Genomic DNA, 25,665 nt, shown 5'->3' on the forward strand with positions numbered 1-25,665 from the left:
GGCAAAATAGAGCACAACGAAACCGCCAAACAAGCGCTCATACGGGAAGTTGCCGAAGAGACAGGTATGGATATTAATAGTAATATCGCCGTTAAGCTTGGGCGACTGCACCACGATTACGGTGATAAGCAAGTCTGCCTACAGGTCTATCGTATTGAGATGACGGCGCTACAATACGAGCAATATAGGCATTGCAGCCATGGTCTAGAAGGTCAGGCGTTAAGCTGGGTAGATAAATCAAAGTTACTGGCAGGCGATTACCATCTGCCAGCGGCCAATAAGACGATTCTTGACTGGTTACGATTGCCAGCGCAACTAGCCATTACTTATCCATTGGCACACTTTAGTGACTCTCCTCAACCGATGGCAGCGTGGTTAACGTATCACAAAGAGCATTTAGCGGAAGAAGCTTGGGTTTATGTCCGAATCAAAGCAGCAGGCTTAGAGGGTAGTAAAGATAGTACAGCGCAATTACTGCAATTACGAGCTGATGTCCAAGCAATTGTGCCTTATCATCCAGATTCTAATAGGGCAAATTGCCAGCTTTTAAAAACTGAAAATTCAACAATGAACAGCCAAATTATTGCGAGGCACTTAACACATAGGCAACTCATGCAATGGCTAAGTAGCGCTGAGAAAGACAAGGTATCTAACGGCACGATATCTTCAAGTTTGCCATTAATAGTCAGTTGTCATAATGCCGATAGCATTGATGCAGCCAATCAGTTGGCTGGCGCGCGTCTACAACAGCAACTATCACCAGTCATCGCTATATTTTTATCGCCTGTATTGTTCACTCAAACCCATCCTGATGTGACGCCACTTGGTTGGGAGGCTTGGTCAGAGTTGGCAGAGTTAGCGGATATGCCAGTCATTGGTTTGGGTGGTTTGTCACCGGCGATGAACGAGCAAGCAATGCTACATGGTGGTATTGCAGTTGCTGGGATTCGTCAATTTTTTAAGTAGTCTTTAAAGCCATTTTTAAAGCCGTTCTTACACTAAGAAAGTGGCGCAGACACTGCTCACCTCAGGGTATAAAGCAGCTGTACGGTGAATAAAAGCGCATAATTGCATAGAATAAATCCTTGATTTTAAATATATTTACCCAGTCAGTCATTATGTGTTCGTTTTATTGTCTAAATATAGAATTGCTTACAAACCGTTGCGTTTTCCTACATTGCTACACTGTTTTGATAGTGATTTTGCCATTAATATAAATCATTAAATTAATAAAGGTCGCTGAATCAGTTTTTGTATAGGTAAGTTATTTATCTATCGCCGCGACTCTTAAAGATTATAACAAAGTTTAATTTTCACTCATTCGTCTTTTATCGTGAAAGTGATTTTGAAAATTATCTTGTACTTATCTAATAAATAAAGAATCTCTAACAATCACTATTAATTAATGGTATCACTATGAAAACCACTAAGTTACCGAAGTCAGCATGGTCTGATTCTCAGGCAGCTGGTTCTCAATCGCATCAGCAGACTGGTCAGCTACCAAAGTATTATCTACATAAAGACTATCCATATAAAGACTATCTACATAAAGATAGTGCGTCACAAGTGGGTAATGTTGGTCATGCCAGTAATGACGCTAGCTATAATAATCAAGAGTGTAACGACGAATGCTCGAATCATTTGATGAAAGGCACGTCTATACAAACCAGCTCTTATGGATATAAAAGCATTACAAAGTCAAAAGAGTCTGCAGTGGTTAAGAAAAGCAATTTCAAAGTCAGCGATAGTAAAGGCAGCAGCATGAGTAATAGTGTTGCAAGCAACAGTGCTGCAAGTAATAATACTGCAAGCTCTTATATGAGTAATACCTATAAAAAAGCTCATAGCCTTAAAGAAAAGCAAAGTAGCGGCTACGCAGATATTGATACGTATCCAGAATCATCAACGCCGCTGTTTGTGGAAGACGATATTGTAGAAGATCATATTAACAATCTTACAAGCTTATCTAAAAAAAATGAATCCAGATCAAATAACAATACTTCCTTTGAAAATGCCAAGTCAGGCATAGCAGAGATACCGGAGCGCATATTTATGAATGGTCTTATTAAGCATACAGGTATCGCTCTCGCCATTATTATACCGTTAGCAGCATTTTCAGCTTACGCGGCTTCGCCACCGGTAACTGCGCCGACTGCTGCCGCCACCAATGATAAAACCTCACTAGAAACGCTAGCGATTAAACCCAGTAGCATTATTCATAAGTCTGCCAATACACCCACTACGGTGGATAGCGTCGATCTCAAAAAGTATGCAGGCACTTGGTATGAGATAGGTCGCTTACCGATGTATTTCCAGCGTAATTGTGCCAGCGATGTAACGGCCACCTATGTCGAAAAAACAGATGGCTCAGGTATTAAGGTTATTAATCAGTGCAAAGCTGAAGATGGTTCCGGTATTACTGCGGAAGGTATAGCCAAACCAGCTGACGCTACTGGCAGTAAGCTAAAAGTAACGTTTTTACCTTCATGGATTCGCTGGTTACCTGTAGGGCGTGCAGATTATTGGATATTAGCACGTGATGAAGACTATAAAACTGCGTTAGTCGGCGCACCTAATAAAAAATATTTATGGCTGCTGGCTCGTTCGCCAAATGTAAGTCAGGAAACCTATGCTAAATACCGTCAAATCGCCCAGCAACAGGGTTATGATTTAAAAGAATTTAAGCTAACCCCGCAGACCAATCAAACGGTCAGCCTGGTTCCCTAGAAGTTTAATAGTTATTGAAGGCTTTACAGCAGCTTAATAACAGTCAGTTAAAAAGCTTATATTTATCATGTTATAAGGAAGTTTCAAGTCGCTTCATAATTAAGTCGCTTTATAATAAGGCAGCATCATAGGCTGCCTTTATTTTGCTTATAAAGATCCTATCGCTATTAAATAGCTTATAAGTTAGACAGAATGGTTATCACTAGCAAAATAAGGCGTTTTAAGCTAAAATCTAGCTTATCTAAATACTCTGACGATAATAACCGATGACAATAGTCGTCCGTTAGACTAAATAGAGTTGTCGCTTAGACTATATATAACCGATTTATTGATCTTTCTTCATACTTTACTGATTCCCTAATACTGACCATAAGGATGTTTCTCGTGAGTAACGCTGATACTTTACGCCAATTACATCAAGACCACTTGAGCAACTACAACAATCAAGAGCAACAAGCGATTGAGCTTATGGGGCTATTGAATAAGCTCTATAACGAGCAAGATGTGCAAGTGACTTTGTTTGGTGATACGCTAGACACAAATTCAGTGGGCCAAATATTGGCACTGCATCAAAAAGTAGCGCTGCGTGACCAAGGCGCTAATGCTATCGATATCGCCGATACGTTAGCGATGGTTAAAGTGCTAGCAGAGAATAAAGATATTCAAGCTACTCGTATCGATGTTGGTCAGCTGATTGCTAATGACAGTGATTTACAAGCAGCGTTACAGTCAATTGATAACACCAAAGGCGCTATCAATGGTGCAACTGATGTTGTGCTATACGGTTTTGGTCGTATCGGTCGTATCTTAACGCGTCTATTATTATCACAAGCGTCAAGCAGCAAAGGTATGCAGTTGAAAGCCATTGTCGTCCGTCCTGCGGCAGCTGGCGACTTAGCTAAGCGTGCTTCATTGCTAGAGCGTGATTCAATTCATGGTAGCTTTGCAGGTGGAGTGGTTGTCGATAATGAAAACAACGGTCTGATTATCAATGGCCGCTTCGTACAAATTATCTACGCCAACGATCCAAGTGATATCGACTATACGGCTTATGGTATCGACAATGCGTTAGTAATCGATAATACCGGTATCTGGAAAGATGAAGCTGGTCTTGGTAAGCATCTGCAATCTACAGGCGTGAAAAAAGTGTTGCTAACGGCTCCTGCTGGTGGTGAGATTAAAAACGTCGTTTATGGTGTGAATAATGACACCGTTGGTGATGATACTATCGTTAGCGCCGCAAGCTGTACCACTAATGCGATTACGCCAATGCTAAAAGTGTTGAACGATGAGTATGGTATCGAAAATGGTCATGTTGAAACGATTCATTCGTTTACTAATGATCAGAATCTGATTGATAATTATCATAAAGCCGATCGCCGTGGCCGCAGTGCGGTATTGAATATGGTTATTACTAGTACTGGTGCAGCCAAGGCCGTAGGTAAAGCATTACCAGAGCTGAGTGGTAAATTGACCGGTAATGCAATTCGTGTGCCAACGCCAAACGTTAGCTTAGCGATTTTAAACTTAAATCTTAAAACAGCGCCAGCTAGTGCTGATGCGTTAAATGAGTTCATGCGTAAAGTATCCAATAGCAGTCAATGGCAAACACAGATTGCTTATACAGACTCTACAGAAGCGGTATCAACTGATTTTGTAGGTGATACTCATGTGGGTATCGTTGACGCCCAAGCGACTATCCTTACTGACAATCATGCTATTGTTTATATTTGGTATGACAATGAAGTAGGCTATAGTACGCAAGTATTACGTTTAGCGACGCAAATGGCAGGCATCAGCTACACTCAGATTCCAGCATAAAACGTCTGCATCTATAAGCGCTACGGTAAGAACAGTTATGCCGCAGTAGGTTGTATCTTAGATAAGTCGGTATAATGTTAAATATAATACTTAAGCACCCGATAGTCCGATTGGTTATCGGGTGTTGTTGTCATAATAGACGCTAAGTGCGAACATGAAATTTGTTGCAATAATTTTGTCTGAACAATATAGCTAAAACCTAAAACGCAGTCGTTGGCTGTAACCAGTTTATAAACTGGATTGTAAATTAAGGAACGTAAGATGCGATTTATTGATGAAGCCGTCGTAACGGTAAAAGCAGGTGACGGTGGTAACGGAATCGCCAGTTTTCGCCGAGAAAAATATGTCCCGCGCGGTGGTCCTGATGGTGGTGATGGTGGTAAGGGCGGAGATATTTATGTCATTACAGAGGATAACACCAACACCCTAGTTGACTATCGTTATACACGTCGTCACGACGCCATGCGAGCTGAGAATGGTCATAGTAGAAACTGTTCAGGCAAGGGTTCTGATGATCTTTTTTTACCGGTGCCTATTGGTACTACAGTAGTTGATACCGAAACAGATGAAGTGTTGGGTGATTTGATTGAGATTGGTCAGACTTTACTCATTGCCAAAGGCGGTGATGGTGGTTTGGGTAATACCCATTTTAAAAGCTCTACCAACCAAGCGCCGCGTAAAGCCACTTCAGGTTTTGAAGGTGAGCTAAAAGTTCTTAAGTTTGAGCTAAAAGTAGTGGCTGATGTTGGCTTAATTGGTTTACCGAATGCAGGTAAATCGACCTTTATCCGCCAAGTCTCTGCTGCTAGACCAAAAGTTGCTGACTATCCATTTACTACCCTAGTGCCAAACTTGGGTGTGGTCGATATCGGTCGTCATCGCTCGTTTGTAATGGCTGATATTCCGGGTTTAATCGAAGGCGCCTCAGAAGGGGCTGGACTTGGTATTCGCTTCTTAAAGCATGTTGCTCGTACTCGCCGTCTGCTACACTTGGTTGACGTGAAGCCAATCGATGGCAGTGACCCAGTAGAAAATGCCCGTGTTATCTTAAATGAGCTTGAGCGCTTTTCGCCTGAACTGGCTAATTTACCGCAAATTTTAATATTGAATAAAATTGATCAGATTATTGATGAAGAAGAATTGAATGTGCTTTGTACGCATATCGTCGCCGAGCTTAGTTGGACAGGAGACGTATTCCGTACCTCAACCCTAATGGGTGAAGGTACTGATGCTGTTAAATATCATTTGATGAATGAGATTGAGCGTGAACGTGAGCGTGAAATTGAAGATCCTATCTTTGCTGAGGCACAAAAAGCACGCTTTGAGCGCTTAGAAGTAGAAGTGCGTCTCAATACTGAAGCACAGCGAGAAGCCTATCGTGCTGCTCGTAAAGCTCAACGTGAAGGTACAGATTTAATCGATAATGACTTTGATGATCTCGATGATGATGAAGATGGCGTCGAAGTGGTTTATGCCCCTTAAGTTGATTGATGTTTGCATATATTTTTTAAATGAATCACCGTAATTAATTTACCCTAGCAACAGGAGTTTATATGGTAGTTGACATAGAGAACACGACCGAAGAAGCAAGGTTTGTTAAACAAGCCCGCAACTTTGATATTCATCGCGTTATTGTCAAGATTGGCTCATCGTTATTAACCAATAATGGTCGAGGGCTTGATCGAACTGCCATTTACGAGTGGGCAAAGCAGATCGCTAAGCTCCATAAGCAAGGCGTTGAAGTACTGCTCGTATCTTCAGGCGCTGTTGCTGAAGGCGTGGTTCGCATGAATCTTGAGGAGCGTCCCAAAAAACTGGCGGCATTACAAGCCTGTGCTTCTATTGGTCAGATGGGTTTGATTGAAACGTGGTGGTCAGCATTGATTCAACACGGCATTCAAAGCTCGCAGTTATTGCTGACCCATGATGACTTGTCTAACCGCAGCCGTTATCTTAATACCACTGGTGCGCTGACGCAATTATTAGAATGGCGCGTGCTACCGGTGATTAATGAGAACGATACCATCACCATTGATGAGATTAAATTTGGTGATAATGATACCTTAGGGGCAATGGCAGCGGCGATGGTTAATGCCGACTTGTACATTATCTTAACCGATCAAGAAGGTGTCTTTACTGACAACCCACGTCATAATCCTCATGCAAAAATGATCCGTCAAGAGCGTGCTATGGCTGATTATTTGTTTGATATCGCCGGTGATGGCGGCAAGCTTGGGCGCGGTGGTATGCTGACCAAAATTCGTGCAGGTCGGCTTGCAGCAATGGGTGGCTGTCCGACGGTGATCGTGAGTGGCGCTATCGATGATGTGATTACCCGTGTGGTATCAGGCGAAGCAGTTGGCACCTTGTTGACCACCAATGATCAAGATAAAATTATTGCGCGTAAACAGTGGTTGGCTGCGCATTTGCGTATGTCAGGCTCTTTAATTGTTGATGCGGGTGCAGCAAAAGCGGTGGTCGAGCATCAAAAAAGCTTGTTACCGGTTGGTGTGTCTGAAGTGCGTGGTGATTTTGATGAAGGCGATGTGGTTGAAATCGTCCATCAAGATACGGGCGAGCGTATAGCGGTTGGTCAAGTTAACTTCTCCTCTCGGGATGCTTGCCGTGTTGCTCGCGAGCGTACTGAGCAGTTCGATAGAATCCTTGGTAACAATGAAGAGCGCGTGGTCATGGTACACCGTGATAACTTAGCATTGACGATGTAAAAAACTTATTATTTATTAAGCTATAAATATTTTAATAATAAGCGCTTTAATATTCTTTCCTTTAACGTAATTTATCCAGTGTTGTATGCCTTTTTGTGACATACAGTGCTGTTTTGGAGATTTGTACATGAGTGCTTCAGACAATAATAATTCGCTCGAGCAGAACTTTGCGCCTTTAAAAAATGATAGATTGCTACGTGCGCTACGTTTTGAGCCGATCGATACCACGCCAGTTTGGATGATGCGCCAAGCCGGTCGCTATTTACCAGAGTATAAAGCGACCCGTGCTGAAGCGGGTGATTTTATGAGTCTGTGCAAAGACACCGCTCGTGCCACTGAAGTGACTTTGCAGCCTCTACGTCGTATGGATTTGGACGCAGCCATCTTATTTAGTGATATCTTGACCATTCCTGATGCAATGGGCTTGGGCTTATACTTCGAAGCTGGTGAAGGACCGAAGTTTAAACATCCTATCCGTCAGCAAGCAGATTTAGATAGATTGCCTGTGCTTGATGTCAATGACTCCCTTGATTATGTCATGCGTGCGGTGACCAGCATTCGTAAAGCGCTAAATGGACAAGTGCCGTTATTCGGTTTTTCTGGTAGTCCGTGGACACTGGCTACTTATATGATTGAGGGCGGCAGCTCAAAAGATTATCGTTATACCAAAGGCTTTTTATATAGTAATCCTGAGTTCTTACATCAGTTACTAGATAAGTTAGCGACGTCTGTCATTGATTATTTAGATGCACAAGTTGTCGCTGGTGCTCAAATTTTACAGATATTTGATAGCTGGGGCGGAGCGCTTGGTCATCGTCAGTTTATTGATTTCTCTCATGCGTATAATAAACGCATCGTCGCTGAGCTAAAGGTACGCCATCCCGACATACCAGTGGTATTATTCACCAAGGGCGGCGGATTATGGCTGGATATCCAAGCGGATAGCGAAGCTGATGCTTTGGGTTTAGACTGGACCATGCCGCTAGATCGTGCCCGTCAAGTATTGACCGAAAGTCAGCGTCAGTTGACTAAGCAGCATAAAAAGCTACAAAGTAGCAAAGCCATCCAAGGTAATTTAGATCCAGCTACCTTATATGGCTCACCTGCGACTATCCGTGCCGAAGTCAATGCGATGCTCGATAGTGCCTACGCTAATGGCGAAAAAACTGGCTATGTAGCAAACTTAGGTCATGGTATTACTCAGTGGGTCAATCCCGATAATGCCAAAGTATTTATCGATGCGGTACATGATTATAAAATTTAGAAAAAACTTTAAGAAGTAACGTAAAAAATAAAAGAAAAAGGAATATCTTATGATTTCAGCAGCGATTGTCGGTGGCACAGGTTATACGGGTATTGAGCTGATTCGCTTATTATCCGCCCACCCTGAGGTGTCTATTGATTTGCTAACCTCACGTAGCGAAGCGGGCACCCGCGCTGATGAGATATTCCCAAGTTTACGCGGTATATCAGACATTGTTTTTAGTGATTTAGGTGACAATACGCTGGCGACATTACAAAAGTGTGATGTCGTGTTTTTTGCAACACCGCATGGTGTGGCGATGAAGCAAGCAGAAGCGCTTACTCAAGCAGGCGTAAAAGTGATTGATTTGGCCGCGGATTTTCGTTTGCAGTCATTGGCGGATTTTGAACACTGGTATCAGCAATCGCATGCTTGTCCTGAGCTACTAAAAAAAGCTGTTTATGGCTTACCTGAGATTAATCGTGACAAAATCGCGAGTGCTTTGATCGTTGGTAATCCTGGTTGCTATCCAACCACAGCTATCTTGGGTTTAAAACCCATCATAGATACACAAAATCAGCAGGCAAAACAGCTCATTGAGTCGCGTATCGTCATCGATGCAAAATCTGGCGTTTCTGGTGCGGGTCGCCAAGCAAGTATCGCGCTCAATTATGCTGAAACCACAGACAATTTTAAGGCTTATAGCGTTGAAGGTCATCGTCATTTGCCAGAGATTGAGCAGGGCGTTGCCCAGTTACTAGAGAGCCATTTTGCTCATCGTATTCGTTTTTTACCCCATCTTGTACCGATGATACGTGGGATGCTGAGCTCTATTCATATGGAGCTTACTGAGGCTGGTGCTGCCATTGATTGGCAACCAGTATTTGAGAAAAGCTATGCGTCAGAGCCGTTTATTGATGTGATGCCAAAAGGGTTGTATCCAGATACCCGCAGTGTGCGTGCCAGTAATCGGTTACGTATTGCTGTCCATCAAGACAATGAGCGTGCTGAATTGACCGTTATTGTCGTTCAAGATAATTTGGTAAAAGGTGCAGCTGGGCAAGCGGTACAAAATATGAATGTGATGTTTGGTTTCGATGAAACACAGGGTTTGAACTTTGCGCCTATCATTCCTTAACAGATGTTTGTTTATGCTCAAATCATTGCTGTTTATGTTGCTAGGTATTGATTATAAATTCCGCTATAATAACTTGCCTTTCCTGTTAAGAGATACCGTCTAGATGCGTTTTAAGAGTGTACGATACTTTTGCTCACAGCCCGCACATACAATGTGCCAAGACTCTGTTTCTTATGATTTGGAGCGCAGTCCATATATCTCTTATGATAACCAAGATCATCCTATAAAAAACAATCTTATAAAGAGCCAAAGCCTTGGTAATACACAACAAGGTGCTTCTACCGCGGTGTTGGCGCTATTTGTGGTTGCGATACTGGTCACGGCGATCGTTGGATTATTATTTGGTCACAAAATTGGTTATCAGCGTGGTTATCATTCGATGCAAACTGAAACCAAGCAGGCGGTCATCACGGGTAAAGAGGCGACGCAAGAGCTTAAAGATTTGCGTATCAGTAATAAAATAGTGACCAATGAGGCTGCTACAGCCAAGCAAGAGTTAGAAATAAGTTTGGCGAACTTAAAAGAGTTACGCGAAAATCAGCAAGCGCTAACCGTTGAAAACAAACAAGTGGCGCAGCTGAACGACATCTATGCCGAGCTTCTTAGTGAAAAAGGTGGCATGCCTTTGCAGGTACTTGGCGCAAAGATTGAACCACTGCCTGAAAATGCCTTTGAATATGGCTTTGATGTCGGTATGCTCGCGAGTGACGGCAAAGCCAAACGTTTAAAGCCAACGCTGACATTGCTTAACGATGATGATTTCGTAGAAGTGCCATTAGACCCAGTCAGCTATACTATTGAAGGCGTTGCTCGTATACGTGGTCGCTTTACGATGCCATCAGGCTTTAAACCTTTACAAGCAAAGCTGAGCTTAAAAGCTGGCGGTCAAGAAGTCGAACAGCTGTATGATTGGAAGCTTGGTGCTAAAGTTGATAGTATGCCATTATCACTTTTAGATTTACCAGAGGTTGATAAAAGCCCTATTGAACCTTAGGGTGGAGTTATAACTGATAGCCATGTGCATGTGCCTCGCAGGATTTTACTCATCTCTTTTAACCTTATTTTCTTCAGTTGTAAATACACTTATTCATTAAACCTACCTATGCATTTGTATTCTAATTATGATAAAACAAACGATATTATCAGCGACGCCAATCAATTCAGATTGGCACTTTCCTAGTATGCCCCTACATTGTGGTCAAGATGGTGAGCCAGAGGGTGAAACGTCGCCACAGGCTGATGTTTTGGTAGCAGAACCAGAAGTGGCCAAACCACCAATGTATGCCGTGGTGATGTATAACGACAATTACACCCCAATGGAGTTTGTCGTCCATATTTTGCAGTCTGAATTTCGCCATAGTATGGATTCAGCCGTTGAGATTATGCTGGCCATTCATAATACCAGTAAAGGTATCGCTGGGATTTACCCTAAAGATATTGCTGAAACTAAAGCCAAAAAAGTGAACAGCCTTGCCCATCGTGAAGGTTATCCGCTGCTGACTCAAATCGAGCCACATCAAGGTGAGTAGCTAATTTTAGCTTAGCATAAGACCTTTTTTACTTCGAATTTTTCCATTTATTATGATCAACCTTTAACCTTGTAGTATTTTTTTAGAGTAAGTTCAATCAATCATTGACCCGCTTGCTCTAAAAATCTTGTTCTTTTCTAAATCCTACCAATTATTGCCTCCTAAGTTTGCGCCTACTTTCTTGTTATAGACTTGATTTCTACCTCATACCGCCCTATATATTAAAGTACACGCTTATTTATTAAAGCAAATGCTACCTTTGTTTGCTTGGATATTTAAAGTTGCTGTCTAGAGTCTTTTATTAAAAATGCTGCGCCAACAACGGCTATTTAATACTCTTTTTCTTTATTGCTTCGTTTTTTAGTATGATGCCAATTTTCACTCTGCCTTTGGGCTATCCAAATCGTTCCGTAGTTTTTATTGCTGTCAGATTAACAATATCCTTTATTGATAGCATCTTTTCAAAAAATGCTCGCAGGATACTTCGATACATTTTAGTATGTTTTATTAGATTGACTCTGCTTGAGTATCATGTTGAGATAAAGGGAAGTAAGAATAATATTCGAGTTATGGAAGTCGCCATTTAATAATCTCTCTTAATAATACTAATATCGCCCTTGAACAATCCATCTATCGCCCTGACTTACTAACTCATTCATAACGCTATCAATTATAAAGATAGGCACAACCGTAGGAATTCCTTATGTTAAGTCGTCATCTTGAAGTTTCTTTGCGTTTAGCAATGACACTTGCGCGCCAAAAATCGCATGAGTATCTCACTGTTGAACATCTATTACTGGCACTATTAGAAAATACCCACGCTGCCAATACGTTGACGGCCTGTAATGCGAATGTCTCAGCATTGCGTAGCGAACTTGAAGCCTATATCAATAAGCACACACCAACAGTCGATGCCGATACGGAGCAATCACCGCAGCCGACTCAAAGCTTTGATCGCATCCTGCAACGCGCCATTTTTCATGTACAGTCTATTGGTGGTGGTCGTTTGGTTGAAGGGTCAGATATTTTGGTTTCTATGTTTTCAGAACATGATACTTATGCGGTTTATTTACTTAAAAAGCAGGGTATTAGCCGTCTTGAGCTGACCCAGTACTTATCGCATGGTCAAGATAAAGACGAGCCATCTGAGCCACGTGCTTCTATGACTGGAGAGCGCCGTAGCGCCTCAGAGAAAACCAGTAAAGATCCCTTGGTGGAATTTGCCTCCAACTTAAACCAGCGAGCAGCAGAAGGTAAAACTGACCCGCTCATTGGACGTGGTCCTGAGATTGAGCGGGCAGCGCAAGTACTCTGTCGCCGCCGCAAAAACAATCCATTGCTGGTCGGTGAGCCTGGTGTCGGTAAGACTTCTATTGCTGAAGGATTGGCGTGGCTCATTATCAATGATAAAGCGCCAAAGCCGCTGAATGGTTGTGTGATTTATAGCCTTGATATTGGTTCGTTGATCGCCGGTACTAAGTATCGCGGTGACTTTGAAAAACGTATGAAGTCGCTGCTTGATGCGCTTAAGAAAAAGCCTAATGCTATTTTGTTTATTGATGAAATTCATATGATTATTGGCGCAGGTTCGTCAATGAGCAGCAATATGGATGTGTCGAATTTGATTAAGCCGGCACTTGCCAATGGTGAACTGCGTTGTATTGGTTCAACAACCTTTACCGAGTATCGTCAGGTATTTGAAAAAGACCATGCATTATCACGTCGTTTTCAAAAAATTGATGTGAAAGAGCCAAGTGTGGATGATACCATCGATATTTTACGTGGCCTTAAACCGCGCTATGAAGAGTTCCATAACGTCGAATATACCGATGAAGCGTTGGTCACCGCAGTAAAATTATCAGCCAAACATATCCATGAGCGCTTTTTGCCAGATAAAGCAATCGATGTCATTGATGAGGCGGGAGCCTATAAGCGCTTAGGTATCGTAGCTGATACAGATGATATCGAGGCAGAAGAAAGCTTTATCGCCAATTTAGAGCAAGACTTTGATGCGCAAATTGACGCTGATGATGAAGGTATTGATAGCGATATTGATAACCTTGACAGTGAAGCTACTAATGAGATGCAAGATGAAGCTAATCTTGCAAAAGAAAATGATCGGGCGAAATCTGCTGAGCATAAAAAAGCAAAAGCTAAGCGCGCACCGATAAAAATCGATGTGGCAGATATTGAAGCTATTGTTGCTAAGCTTGCGCGTATTCCACCCAAGTCAGTGTCCAGTGATGATAAGAGTATTCTTCAGCATTTAGATCGTGATCTCAAGCACTTAGTATTTGGGCAAGATGAAGCTATTGCGACCCTTGCTGATGCGATTAAATTATCACGTGCTGGTCTAAAAGCACCAGATAAGCCAATTGGTTCATTCATGTTTGCCGGACCGACAGGGGTTGGTAAAACAGAAGTATCACGTCAGCTGGCAAAATTGCTGGGCGTTGAATTAGTACGCTTTGATATGTCAGAGTACATGGAATCGCATACCGCTTCACGTTTGATTGGTGCGCCGCCAGGCTATGTGGGTTATGATCAAGGCGGTCTACTTACTGAAAAGATTAATCAGCATCCACATTGCGTATTGTTGTTTGATGAGATAGAAAAAGCGCATCCAGATGTCTTCAACTTGTTATTACAAGTGATGGATCACGGTACACTGACGGATAATAACGGTCGGGTTGCTATCTTTAAGCAAGTCATCGTTATTATGACTACCAACGTTGGTGCTGATAGTATTAGCCGCTCTTCTATGGGCTTTACCCAGCAAGATCATAGCCGTGACAATACTGAGTCGCTCAAACGCGTCTTTACCCCTGAATTTCGTAATCGTCTCGACGCCATCATTCAATTCAACCCGTTAGATACGTCAGTAGTGGTATCAGTGGTCGATAAGTTCTTGGTTGAGCTACAAGTACAGCTCGATGATAAGCAAGTCACTTTAGAGATTGATGATGAAGTACGTGATTACTTAGCTGATAAAGGCTATGATCGCCTAATGGGCGCACGTCCGATGCAGCGTCTGATTCAAGATGAGATCAAAAAACCATTGGCAGGTATGATTTTATTTGGTGATTTGGTTAACGGCGGGGTAGTACATTTGACCTTAGAGCCAGAAGTATCAGAGGGTGATACTGTAAAGCTTAATAAGTCTTCAGATAAAGGTTCGGCAGACAGTCGCATAATTTTGACAGTCGTCGAAACCCATGAGCCACACCCAGACTCTGAGTCATTAGCAAGCTAAGTCTTCTAGTAGTAATATTATAAGAACGGTTACCCTGTTATCGCGGTAGCCGTTTTTTTATTGCTATTATTTATCAGACAGTCAGACCAATATTTTGCTAGTATCAACTTTAAGATGAGTCATACGATATGACCGTAAATCTTTTATCTATCCTATAACAAATAAAACAGGCGCTATTATGGAATTATTCGACGTACAGCCGACAAAAACAGCCGCGCAAAAGCAAGCAATTTTAGACAATGTGCGCTTACCAGAAGATTGGAAAAATGCGTTGGCAGAAGAATTAACCTCTGACAATATGGATAGTCTACGTGCCTTTTTACAGGATGCTTATCAAGCAGATGAGAGTGTTTATCCACCAGCACCGCTAATGTTTAATGCTTTTAACTTGACACCTTTATCTCAGGTGAAAGTCGTCATCTTAGGGCAAGACCCTTATCATCGTCCAGGACAAGCAATGGGGCTGTCTTTTTCTGTACCTAAAGCCATTCCGAAACCCCCGTCATTGAATAACCTACTCAAAGAGATGGCAGATGATATCGGTACCAGTTATTCAGCGCATGGTGATTTAAGTCACTGGGCACAGCAAGGTGTGCTATTGCTTAACAGCTCTTTGACTGTGAGAGAAGGCGAGCCAAACAGTCATCAAAATAAAGGCTGGGAGCAGTTTACCGATGCTGTAATTGATGTGATTAACGAGCAAACAGAGCATACGGTATTTATTTTGTGGGGTAGTAAAGCCCAGAAAAAAGGTAAATATATCAACACGGAAAAACATCTTATTTTAACGGCTGTACATCCATCGCCACTGGCTGCTAACCGTGGTGGTTTTTTTGGTTCTAAGCCATTTTCAAAGACCAATGATTATTTGGTACAGTATGGTCAAAAACCTATTGACTGGCAGTTACCACAATAAATGACTAATTTTCTAGACATCAATTTATCACCTTATAAGTTAATAGATAGCCCATTTATGAATGTTAATACGCTAATAGGTGAGCAGATTAAAACGGCTATATTTTGGTCGGTTGAAGATGTTCAATGGATGCAACAAGCGCTTAAACTTGCTAAAACAGGCGCTGAGCATGGGGAGGTGCCAGTAGGAGCGATACTGGTACATAACCAGCAAATGATTGGTCAAGGGTTTAATGAACCTATCGGACGCCATGATGCGACTGCTCATGCTGAGATTGTAGCGTTAAGAGCAGCTTGTGCGCGCTTAAAGAATTATCGCTTGCCGCTACAGACAACTTTATATGTCACCTTAGAGCCATGTACCATGTGTGTGGGTGCGCTGATCCATGCGCGCGTAGATAGGCTAGTATATGCGGCAAGTGAGCCAAGGGCAGGTATGGTCGGTAGTCAAATAAACTTACCGATGCAGCCTTTTTATAATCATCACATTCAAGTTCATAGAGGTTTATGTAGTGAGCATAGCAGTCAAATGCTCAAAACGTTTTTTCGTGAGCGCCGAAAATTAGCAAAAAGCAAAGGCAGTATAATCAATTAACAAGATAATATTCTTGCCGCTAGTGATAGGGAGGTTTGTTTGCTATAATATTGCCCTATTTGCTTGCTAATAGATTGTTTGACTTACAAGCATTTGATAAATAAGTAAAAACCGCTTTGTTTATTGCTCTATAAGCAATGCCGACCATTAAGTGAGTGTTATGACTGTTTCTATCTCTGATGCTAACGATAATAGTGGAATGCCGTCATTACGCTATCCTGTTATCTGTATTGATGGGCCAAGTGGCGCAGGGAAAGGTACAGTTACGTGGCGCTTAGCACAAGCATTGGGTTATCAGCTGCTTGACTCGGGTGCGTTATATCGTATCGTCGGACTCAAAGCCTTTGAAGCTGGATTGATTATTGCAGATGCCAGCCAAGCCATTGATGAGATGGCTGTCTTAACGTTAACGGAAAGCTTAGAGATTGCTTTTGTACCTAACAATGATTCTGGACGTGTCGATATTGTTGTGAATGGCGATGCAGTAGGTGAGCAAGTTCGTAACGAGACAATTGGCGGTTATGCATCGCTGATTGCGGTATTTCCAAGCGTTCGCCAAGCATTGTTAAAGCTGCAGCAAGATATGGCAACTCGTTCAGGATTGGTTGCTGATGGTCGTGATATGGGTACAGTCGTGTTCCCAGACGCTGACGTTAAAGTATTTTTAACTGCAAGTGCTGAAGCGCGTGCCGAGCGCCGTGTAACACAGCTACTGAATGCTGGTCAAACAGCAGATTTCGAAGCGATTTTAGCGACGATTAAAGCACGTGATGATCGTGACGAAAATCGTACGATTGCACCATCAAAGCCTGCAGAAGATGCGCTAGTACTAGACAGCTCCAACTTAGACGCTGATGCGGTTTATGAGCTAATTAAGAGACATTGTCAGGATAAAGGTATTTGCTTTAATAAGTAATAAAAACAACATAGTAAGTACTAAAAGGTTTCCTATGGGTTTAATTTTAGTATAAAATTACAGTAGTAAAAGTCAATGTTCTTTAGAAAGTTATAAAAAACACTATTTACAAGAATATCAATTTAAAAGATATCAATTAAAAATATAAAGCATTCTAATATAAGACAGTTGTTGTTAGTGAGTTCGCTAAATAATTCGCTTATTACCAACAAACGTTTTTTTATATGACTGTATAAGATATAAAACCAGTATTCTCGTTTTATGCAATCATACATTTGATCCGTACTGTGCTGGACAGGATACGGCTATACAAAGGTAGACATAATGGAATCATTTGCTGAACTATTTGAAGCGAGCATCGAAGAAACAGGTCTGGATATCGAGCGTGGCTCGGTTATCACCGGTACTGTTGTGGCCATCGATAACGACTGGATCACTGTTGATACTGGTCTGAAATCTGAAGGTATCGTCGCTCGTGAAGAGTTTTTAAGCGAAGAAGGCGAACTCGAAGTTGAAGTTGGCGATAGTGTCGATGTTGTGGTTGAAGCGGTTGATAACGGTATGGGTCAAACCTTACTGTCACGTGAAAAAGCCAAACGCGTTGAGACTTGGAATTTCCTTGAAAAAATCTCTGATAATGATGAGATTGTAAAAGGTATTATTTCTAGCAAAGTAAAAGGCGGCTTTACCGTAGATATCGGTTCAGTACGCGCGTTCTTACCAGGTTCTTTAGTAGATGTACGTCCTATCCGTGATACGACGCATCTAGAAGGCAAAGAGTTAGAATTTAAAGTTATCAAACTTGATCAAAAACGTAACAACGTTGTGGTTAGTCGCCGTGCCGTTATGGAAGCTGAAAACTCAGCTGAGCGCGAAGAGCTATTGAACAAGCTTGAAGAAGGTATCGAGATCGAAGGTATCGTTAAGAACCTAACTGATTACGGTGCGTTCGTTGATCTTGGTGGTATTGATGGTCTATTGCACATCACTGACATGGCATGGCGCCGTATCAAGCATCCATCTGAAGTAGTTGAAGTTGGTCAAGACCTAAAAGTTAAAGTATTGAAGTTTGACCGTGAACGCAATCGCGTAAGCCTAGGTCTAAAACAACTTGGTACTGATCCTTGGGATAACGTTGGCGGCACATACCCAGTGGGTAGCGTTGTTAAAGCTCGCGTAACCAACTTGACTGATTATGGTTGTTTCGCTGAAATCTCTGAGGGTATCGAAGGTTTAGTACACGTATCAGAGATGGATCATACCAACAAAAACATTCATCCATCAAAAGTTGTCCAAGTGGGTGATGAAGTTGAAGTAATGATTCTTGATATCGATGAAGAACGTCGTCGTATCAGCTTAGGTATCAAACAGACTCTAGCCAATCCATGGGATGAGTTTGATAAGAAACATGAGCGCGGTGATAAAATCACTGGTACGATCAAGTCAATCACTGACTTCGGTATCTTTATTGGTCTAGATGGCGGTATTGATGGTTTGGTTCACTTATCAGACATTTCTTGGAATGAAACTGGTGAAGATGCTATCCGTAACTACAACAAAGGCGACACCGTTGAAGCAATGGTATTGTCTGTAGATTCAGAAGCCAACCGTATCAGCCTAGGCGTGAAACAACTAACTTCAGATCCATTCAACGAATACCTAGTCAACAATGATCGTGGTGCTATCGTTAATGGTAAAGTGAAAGAAGTAGACGCTAAAGGTGCTACTATCGAACTTGCTGATGAAGTTGAAGCGTATCTACGTGCCTCTGAGATTCAACGTGACCGCGTTGAAGATGCTACCAAGCATCTAGCTGTTGGTGATGATGTTGAAGCTAAAATCATCAGTGTTGATCGCAAAACACGTAACATCAGCTTGTCAATCAAAGCGAAAGACGAAGCTGAAGAGCGTCAAGCGATTAAAGAGCTAAGCAGCACTAGCACGACTAGTACTACTGCCGGTTCTGATGCCCAACCAAAAACTATTGGTGACTTGATCAAAGAACAAATGCAGTAAGCGATATACTGTTGATCGTATTATAATATAAAAAGAAAGCGACTCCGGTCGCTTTTTTTGCGATTAAATTTTGGTATTCATAATAATGTATGAGGATTTCTTTTAAATGGGGAAACTCTTATTTCCATTTACATCAATATCCGCTATCATTTGCAACATTGAGTAACGAAATGTGAACCTAAAATCAAATCATAATATATGAACAGTTAAATCAATATTTATTAGCAATGATTTGATAATTTATAGGGTCTTGGCTTACAGTCATCTTATCCATTAATCAACAAGGCAAGCGTGATAATGCAGCAACCAATTAATAAGTCCGAATTTATTAGTAACCTGAGTGCAAATTGTGACAATATGACGGATATCATCGTCGATGACGCAGTACGCGAAATATTAAATTTGATGACCCATACTTTAGCCAATGATGGTCGAGTAGAGGTGCGCGGCTTTGGTAGTTTTTGTCTCCATCATCGTCGGGCACGTATGGGGCGCAATCCTAAAACAGGTGAAAGCGTACCAGTACCTGCCAAAGCAATTCCACATTTTAAGCCTGGTAAAGCACTACGTGAAGCGGTCAATGCTAGAGTTGCAAGCGGTCAGTAAAGTAACTGAGATTTGAGAAGATTAAAATATTTTACCACTAAAGTATGAGTCTATTTTTATTGAGATAGAATACTGGGCAACATATAATCGTAATCAGCAAGTAGTATGACCAATTTTTTTGTTAAACTGTTTGTATTATTAAAAACTTAAGGATACGTCTAATGCGCTTTTTATTGTTCGTGTTACTGTTTTTGAGCTTTGCTTATTCGCTTGGTTTGGTATTGGCAAACAATACTGACGTTGGGGTAAATTTACTGTTTTCACAAGCACCTACGATGAATTTAGGGTTGCTACTGATACTTTGTCTCATGCTTGGTATCGTGATTGGTATCTTATTAGCGTTGCTTATCTTTCGTGTCCTACAAAACAAGTGGGAAATCTCGCGTCTACAAAAAGCGAATGCCAACCTGCAAGAGCAGATAACACAAGCCAATATCGTTATTGACCGCCAAGCCAATTCTCCAACAGTAGAAGAAGCAGTCTATGGTGCAACTGCTGCCAATGTACAAGATGCGACAGCAGACAATTTGGACGAAGGTACAAGCTTAACCAAGCAAAAGCGAGATTATTGATTAAATGATGTGTTTTTGCTGATAATTTTTATACTTAATTTGATAAATCTGACATAAAGTGCCATAACTATGAATAATGCAATCAATTCTCCAGTCATCGTCGCATTAGACAACATGACGAAAGATGCCTCTCTTGCGCTAGCTGACCAATTAGATCCGGCATTATGTCGATTAAAAGTAGGTAAAGAGCTGTTTACTCGCTGTGGTCCTGAGATAGTCAAGGCGTTACATCAGCGTCATTTTGAAGTGTTTTTAGACTTAAAATTCCATGATATTCCTAATACTACCGCACAGGCAGTATTGGCTGCCGCTGAGCTTGGCGTATGGATGGTTAATGTCCATGCAAGCGCTGGCTTAGAAGCAATGTCATTGGCAAAACAACGTTTATTAGACGGTAATTTTGAGACACTATTGATTGCAGTCACCGTTCTGACTTCCATGGACAACGAGGCACTTATTCAAACGGGTGTCACTGACGGCTTGGATACACAAGTGAGCCGATTGGCACAATTGACCAAGCAGGCTGGTCTTGATGGCGTGGTTTGCTCAGCACGGGAAGCAAAAACGCTTAAAGCCTTATGTGGTCATGATTTCAAACTGATTACTCCTGGTATTCGTCTGTTAGATGACAATACAGATGATCAAAAACGTATTTGTACACCGAAACAAGCGTTAAGTGATGGCTCTGATTACTTGGTGATTGGGCGCTCAATTACCCAGGCCACAGATCCTGCTACTAAACTGCAAAAGATTCTCCAAAGTATTTAGTAATAGATTTCACAATTGAATAAAAAATAAGGTTTTTGAGATAAAGTTATTTAAAAAGACAGCCTAAATCGCTGTCTTTTTACTTTTTGCCAGTCGGTGAAAAGGTGCTAAACTAATTAGATTTATGCTCATACCAATTCCAAAAAAGTATGACTGGCTGTTCAAACTTGCTCAGTCTACTAGAGGTAGCTTTTACACTCGCTTTTGGAAATCACATTATTGATAATATTGGATCATATGAAATTACAGATTTTGAGTGACTTACATATTGACAGTTATGCTCGTCAGTCGCATCCGATGGGACACATCCCTAAGACTGACGCAGATATGGTGCTAGTAGCGGGAGACACCGCAAATAGCGATAGTGGTATGCTATGGCTACAAGAGCAAGCAGCGCGTTTACAAGTGCCTCTAATCACTATCGCGGGCAACCATGAATACTTCAATGAAGATGTGCTACATTTTGATAAAAAGTTAGCCACTTGGGATAACTATAATATGGAGTCGAAGCAAGGCGTTCGATTTCTGCAATGTCAGCATATCGATATTGGTGATATGCGTATCTTAGGCTGTACGCTATGGACGGACTATCAATATCAAGCCAACGAAGATACCATGGCGGCGGCTTCACGTTTTATGCGTGACTACAAACAGATTTATGCAGGTAGCGAGCTATTTTCACCTGAAGTATCGATGCAAATCCATGCGGTACAACGGCAATGGCTCCAGCAAGCACTAATAACCGCTAAAGACTTGGGTAAAAAAACCGTGGTGATGAGTCATCATAGTATTAGCCCGTTATCAGTGTCTGAGAAATATGCCAATCTACCGAGCAATGCTGCTTTTGTTAGTGATTTGTCTGGATGGATGCACGAAGATTGGGCACCGACGCTATGGATACATGGACATACGCACGAAGCCTTCGATTACCGTATTGGTAATACGCGGGTGATTGTGAATCCACGAGCTTACCCTAACGAGGTCAGTAGTACGGCGTTGGCGTTTGCATGGGACAAAGTGGTCGATATCGATTAGAGAGGGTTTAATAGTGATAAAAAATTTCTGCTATTAGCAGAATCGAGTTTCCGATACTGACCACACTTCTCTGACCATATTTCTCCGAGCACACCTAGTTATAGTAATGGTAGCTTATATTGCAACTGGCTTTGTATTTTGTTCATTCTTGTCAAAAAATCTGCTACGCTTGCTACCATGAGCAAAAATACTAATGATACTTTGTCGAAACTATCCGCTGAGACGCTTGCAAGTCATACTCCAAGTGCGCCAGCGCCTTCACACCTACCTGATAGTATGATTTCTTCGGTGAGCTTATTGCCTGAAGATAAGCGACTGATCTTATTTACCAGACACTCTCTACGCGAGCGCTCTGATGGTAATGGCTTTGCCAGTTATCAGCTACCACTAACACCCAAAGGCCGCGTATTAGCAAAGTCTTGGGGTCGTTGGTTATCAGGGCATCTGCCATATTCACTCGATGTCGATAGCATTTCAAGTCCGATTGGTCGCTGTATCGATACCGCGCAGTTGATGCAAGAAGGGGCAGGGCTGCGCCGAGATATCTCGCACCAGTCATTATTGGTTGAGCCTGGTAGCCTAGTGACTGAGCCTGACATTGCCAATCCAATATTTAAAGAAATTGGCGTCCTAAACTTTATCAACCGATTCTTACAGGGCAATCTTGAAGGTACCAAAAACGCCTATCAAGGTGGTCTCGATATTTTATCGCTTTTTTATCAAAATCAGCCGCAGCATGGGCATCTTATGCTGGCCGTCAGTCATGATACCTTGCTATCTGCATTTTTAGCGGTGATGTTCGATGTGGTAGAGATTGATTGGAACGACTGGCCAAAGATGATGGAAGGGGTATTTTTGTGGTTTGATGACAAACCGTTTGAGCAAGCAAGTGCACATTTTGTCTGGCGCGGCGAAGTTTATGTGCGCCCGATCCATACCTTGTTAGATGGCTATCGCGCTGCAGGATTCCATCCAAGCAAACTATTACTACCACCAGAAGTAAAATGGACATAAATACTTTCTGTTATGAATTGAATGTTTTTACACAGGCATAAAAAAACCTTGCCCCAGTATTAGAACCAGTGACAAGGTTTTAGTCATCATGCTATAAAGCGCGATGCGGTCTAAACGTTATAAATCTTAAGCTTGTAAGCCTTTGATTGTTTTGTTTAGGCGGCTCTTACGACGAGCAGCTTTATTCTTATGAATAATACCTTTGTCAGCCATACGATCAAGAACCGGTACCGCTTTTTTGTAAGCTTCGGTAGCCGCGTCATAATCTTTAGCTGCGATAGCCGCATCAACACGTTTCAAATAAGTACGAACCATAGAGCGTTGTGACGCAGAGTTCTGACGACGTTTGGTGTTTTGACGGGCGCGTTTACGAGCTTGTGCAGTATTAGCCACGCGAATCTCCTTGATAAAGACAGATAATAATATGAATGTGGATTACAGTAATAGGTTTAACCATCATCGGTGACGAGCAGCCGTCTCGTCAAACATGATGTCGATGTCTAATATTAAACTATCTAATACCAATAGATCACCGCAAGCGCCATGGCTGTTTGGAATAATTAAACAGCGTTGACGTGTAAAGCCGGTTATCTTAGCAAATTATCACGCTTAGAACAATATATTTGATGATTAATGCTTAAAGAAGTTACGCTGTTGTATGGATGATTGGTTTTTTTGGGTATTTATTCGAGGTCTATTAAGGCGTTCTTCATGATTATTGGCTTAATAAACTCCGTAGCTGATAAAATCTCTTACAATAAATGCTGCATAATAACCTCAGTTATCCATTAATTTAGGTATGATACTAAGGTGAAAAGCTTTGGAGATGGTCTTTCAAGCATCACATTTTCCATCATCATAAATCTTCCCACACTATATAAATGGACAGGATATGCAGCGAAAAGCAATTGTAATTGGTGCGACAGGACTGGTAGGGCAGCATCTTGTTAAGCAGCTTAGTGAGCTTTATGACACGTTAATTGTGATTGCACGGCGTCCGCCACGCTACATTAATGCCAGCATGCGCTTTTATCAGGTCAATGATTTTGACAACCTAGCTGAAATATTCGCCAGCGTTGGCGTTGACCGAAAGACCGATGCTTTTAGCTGCCTTGGCACCACAAAAAAGCAGGCTGGTAGTGATGAAGCCTTTCGAAAAGTAGACCATCATTATAATGTAACGTTTGCTATGCTTTGCCAAGATAAAGGCGTTGAAAACTTCTTTTTATTATCTTCAATGAATGCTGATATCAATAGTCGCTTTTTATATAATCGGGTAAAAGCTGAAACTGAGCAATCTATTATGGGGTTAGATTTTGCGCAGTTGGTTGTTTTTCGTCCTTCATTATTACTTGGCAAACACAAAGGTCGACCACTTGAAAGTCTGGGTCAAAAGGCCTTTCAGTTTATCTCACCTTTTGTGTCAGAGTCATTATCACTGCACCCTATTTCTGCTAAGCGTGTCGCTAGTGCCATGGCAATGAGCGCGCATGATATCTATGAACGTAGTAAATATCGCGCTGAACCTATAGTCAAAACGGTTGATATCATCGAAAACAAGCAGATGCTTGCGATGACTCGCGTAAAACATTAAGCTGTAAATGCGCTTTCATTTTATGATGGATTTGAAATATCAAATAGCCTAAGTATTCTAATGAAGTGATAAATAAAAATAATTTAACCATTAAAGACAAGGAGTCTGACCATGCCAGAATCAGCAACGATGAATAGAGAAAATTTTGTGACTTGTGATTTATTAGATGCCAACCCTGAATCACAGGTTTGTTTGCCCAATATCGAAGGCAAGTCTTTTTATAGTTTTGGCGGCAAGGACAGGTTTTGCGGTGAAATTGTGACGGTAAAATGCTTTGAAGATAATAGCCGCGTCAAATCACTGCTCAACAGCGATGGTAAAGATCAAAATGGTGACGGTAAAGTATTAGTCGTCGATGGTGGTGGTTCGGTGCGTTGCGCGCTGTTAGGCGATATGATTGCTCAGTCAGCGATAGATAATAGTTGGGCTGGAGTAGTGGTCTATGGCTGTGTTCGTGACGTTGATGATATGGCGCAGATGGAGCTTGGGGTAATGGCGCTTGGCTGTATCCCGCGTAAGTCAAATCGCCGCGATGAAGGACAGACTGATATTGAAATTAGTTTTGGTGACCTAACTTTGAACTCTGGTATGTTCATCTACGCAGATAATAATGGCATTATCGCTAGTGATAAACCGCTAATATAATAATAGCTTTTTACGTCATAGCTTTTTGTTGAAATTTGAAGTTTACTAAGCACTTAAAAACTAAGATAAACACATATTAAAAATCTCAGCTTCTAGGCTGGGATTTTTGTGTTTAATGAGTGCTTCTAGGACTAAAAGTCTGTTTCTTATGTGTTTATTGGTTATTTTATTCTGAGTAACTACTAGAGTGACAAACCGTTACGGCATAAATTTTGGTAATTGCTGAAATGTTCGTATAATAGCCTTCTGACTTTTAACTTTGATCCTATTCTCTATGCCTATCACTGCTTTGACTGACGCCTTTGACCCTATTAACCAGCAGTTATTCCCTATCCAAAACGCTCAGCGGCGTTGGCTAGCACCTGTACATGGTGCAGTCAGTAGTTTATGGCTGGCAAGTTTGGTTCAGGCTCCGATATGGAATGTTGCTGACCGCCTCAAAGTCGTGGTGACACGCGACCAAAATCAGCTCAATCAAATAGAGACGGAATTGGCGTTTTGCGGGGTCGATGCCTATGTATTTCCCGATTGGGAGACACTGACGTATGATGA

Annotated in this window: 23 protein-coding genes; 22 read left to right on the top strand and 1 reads right to left on the bottom strand. The window is 41.7% G+C overall.

Annotated features, from left to right (window positions below; translation table 11 throughout):
• The 19 genes from CAN34_RS00675 to CAN34_RS00765 all read left to right on the top strand — a co-directional run.
• Window positions 1–966, top strand: a 966-nt coding sequence (locus CAN34_RS00675; RefSeq protein WP_121509210.1) for a thiamine phosphate synthase, incomplete at its 5' end; no start/stop codon positions are given.
• A 450-nt stretch (window positions 967–1,416) separates the two neighbouring features.
• The gene (locus CAN34_RS00680) at window positions 1,417–2,727 is read left to right on the top strand and encodes a lipocalin family protein (protein WP_089554016.1); all 1,311 of its coding nucleotides are present in this window, start codon (window positions 1,417–1,419) and stop codon (window positions 2,725–2,727) included.
• Window positions 2,728–3,102: 375 nt separating this feature from the next.
• Window positions 3,103–4,548 carry a glyceraldehyde-3-phosphate dehydrogenase gene (locus CAN34_RS00685; RefSeq protein WP_089554017.1) on the top strand — a complete coding sequence of 482 codons (1,446 nt, stop codon included), beginning with the start codon at window positions 3,103–3,105 and terminating at the stop codon, window positions 4,546–4,548.
• 261 nt (window positions 4,549–4,809) lie between these two features.
• On the top strand, window positions 4,810–6,030 hold the full coding sequence (gene cgtA, locus CAN34_RS00690) for an Obg family GTPase CgtA (RefSeq protein WP_089554018.1): 1,221 nt from the start codon (window positions 4,810–4,812) through the stop codon (window positions 6,028–6,030).
• A gap of 71 nt (window positions 6,031–6,101) precedes the next feature.
• On the top strand, window positions 6,102–7,274 hold the full coding sequence (proB, locus tag CAN34_RS00695; protein WP_079692196.1) for a glutamate 5-kinase: 1,173 nt from the start codon (window positions 6,102–6,104) through the stop codon (window positions 7,272–7,274).
• 127 nt (window positions 7,275–7,401) lie between these two features.
• Window positions 7,402–8,538: a uroporphyrinogen decarboxylase gene (gene hemE, locus CAN34_RS00700; protein ID WP_089554019.1), complete on the top strand. Its 1,137-nt coding sequence runs from the start codon at window positions 7,402–7,404 to the stop codon at window positions 8,536–8,538.
• 49 nt (window positions 8,539–8,587) lie between these two features.
• On the top strand, window positions 8,588–9,655 hold the full coding sequence (argC, locus tag CAN34_RS00705; protein ID WP_089554020.1) for an N-acetyl-gamma-glutamyl-phosphate reductase: 1,068 nt from the start codon (window positions 8,588–8,590) through the stop codon (window positions 9,653–9,655).
• 151 nt (window positions 9,656–9,806) lie between these two features.
• On the top strand, window positions 9,807–10,649 hold the full coding sequence (locus CAN34_RS00710; protein ID WP_254423037.1) for a hypothetical protein: 843 nt from the start codon (window positions 9,807–9,809) through the stop codon (window positions 10,647–10,649).
• A gap of 127 nt (window positions 10,650–10,776) precedes the next feature.
• Entirely contained in the window at window positions 10,777–11,184 is a 408-nt protein-coding gene (locus CAN34_RS00715) for an ATP-dependent Clp protease adaptor ClpS (protein WP_089554022.1), read from the top strand.
• 703 nt (window positions 11,185–11,887) lie between these two features.
• Window positions 11,888–14,437 (top strand): ATP-dependent Clp protease ATP-binding subunit ClpA, encoded by a 2,550-nt coding sequence (clpA, locus tag CAN34_RS00720; protein ID WP_089554023.1) that lies wholly within the window; start codon window positions 11,888–11,890, stop codon window positions 14,435–14,437.
• A 178-nt stretch (window positions 14,438–14,615) separates the two neighbouring features.
• The gene (locus CAN34_RS00725; protein WP_089554024.1) at window positions 14,616–15,353 is read left to right on the top strand and encodes a uracil-DNA glycosylase; all 738 of its coding nucleotides are present in this window, start codon (window positions 14,616–14,618) and stop codon (window positions 15,351–15,353) included.
• 57 nt (window positions 15,354–15,410) lie between these two features.
• The gene (gene tadA / locus CAN34_RS00730; protein WP_254423038.1) at window positions 15,411–15,947 is read left to right on the top strand and encodes a tRNA adenosine(34) deaminase TadA; all 537 of its coding nucleotides are present in this window, start codon (window positions 15,411–15,413) and stop codon (window positions 15,945–15,947) included.
• Window positions 15,948–16,107: 160 nt separating this feature from the next.
• Window positions 16,108–16,863 carry a (d)CMP kinase gene (gene cmk, locus CAN34_RS00735; RefSeq protein WP_089554026.1) on the top strand — a complete coding sequence of 252 codons (756 nt, stop codon included), beginning with the start codon at window positions 16,108–16,110 and terminating at the stop codon, window positions 16,861–16,863.
• Window positions 16,864–17,187: 324 nt separating this feature from the next.
• Complete coding sequence (gene rpsA / locus CAN34_RS00740) at window positions 17,188–18,879, top strand: 30S ribosomal protein S1 (protein ID WP_079692186.1); 1,692 nt, start codon at window positions 17,188–17,190, stop codon at window positions 18,877–18,879.
• 297 nt (window positions 18,880–19,176) lie between these two features.
• Window positions 19,177–19,485 carry an integration host factor subunit beta gene (locus CAN34_RS00745; RefSeq protein WP_079692185.1) on the top strand — a complete coding sequence of 103 codons (309 nt, stop codon included), beginning with the start codon at window positions 19,177–19,179 and terminating at the stop codon, window positions 19,483–19,485.
• A gap of 161 nt (window positions 19,486–19,646) precedes the next feature.
• Window positions 19,647–20,057 (top strand): lipopolysaccharide assembly protein LapA domain-containing protein, encoded by a 411-nt coding sequence (locus CAN34_RS00750; RefSeq protein ID WP_089554027.1) that lies wholly within the window; start codon window positions 19,647–19,649, stop codon window positions 20,055–20,057.
• A 69-nt stretch (window positions 20,058–20,126) separates the two neighbouring features.
• Window positions 20,127–20,825 carry an orotidine-5'-phosphate decarboxylase gene (gene pyrF, locus CAN34_RS00755; RefSeq protein WP_089554028.1) on the top strand — a complete coding sequence of 233 codons (699 nt, stop codon included), beginning with the start codon at window positions 20,127–20,129 and terminating at the stop codon, window positions 20,823–20,825.
• Window positions 20,826–21,062: 237 nt separating this feature from the next.
• The gene (locus CAN34_RS00760; protein ID WP_089554029.1) at window positions 21,063–21,860 is read left to right on the top strand and encodes a metallophosphoesterase; all 798 of its coding nucleotides are present in this window, start codon (window positions 21,063–21,065) and stop codon (window positions 21,858–21,860) included.
• A gap of 177 nt (window positions 21,861–22,037) precedes the next feature.
• Window positions 22,038–22,874, top strand: a complete 837-nt coding sequence (locus CAN34_RS00765) for a histidine phosphatase family protein (protein ID WP_089554030.1) — start codon at window positions 22,038–22,040, stop codon at window positions 22,872–22,874.
• Window positions 22,875–23,000: 126 nt separating this feature from the next.
• Here the strand turns inward: CAN34_RS00765 and rpsT are convergent, their stop codons facing one another.
• Window positions 23,001–23,267, bottom strand: coding sequence for a 30S ribosomal protein S20 (gene rpsT / locus CAN34_RS00770; RefSeq protein ID WP_010200097.1), 267 nt, complete (start codon window positions 23,265–23,267; stop codon window positions 23,001–23,003).
• A gap of 499 nt (window positions 23,268–23,766) precedes the next feature.
• Here rpsT and CAN34_RS00775 point away from each other — a divergent pair, with 499 nt between their 5' ends.
• The 3 genes from CAN34_RS00775 to CAN34_RS00785 form a co-directional block, all read left to right on the top strand.
• Window positions 23,767–24,468, top strand: coding sequence for an NAD-dependent epimerase/dehydratase family protein (locus CAN34_RS00775; RefSeq protein ID WP_089554031.1), 702 nt, complete (start codon window positions 23,767–23,769; stop codon window positions 24,466–24,468).
• Window positions 24,469–24,597: 129 nt separating this feature from the next.
• Window positions 24,598–25,113, top strand: coding sequence for a ribonuclease E activity regulator RraA (gene rraA / locus CAN34_RS00780; RefSeq protein WP_254423039.1), 516 nt, complete (start codon window positions 24,598–24,600; stop codon window positions 25,111–25,113).
• A gap of 274 nt (window positions 25,114–25,387) precedes the next feature.
• A partial coding sequence (locus CAN34_RS00785; RefSeq protein ID WP_133063011.1) for a hypothetical protein occupies window positions 25,388–25,665 on the top strand: 278 nt, incomplete at its 3' end.

The organism is Psychrobacter sp. DAB_AL32B, from assembly GCF_002224105.1.
Taxonomy (GTDB): Bacteria; Pseudomonadota; Gammaproteobacteria; order Pseudomonadales; family Moraxellaceae; genus Psychrobacter.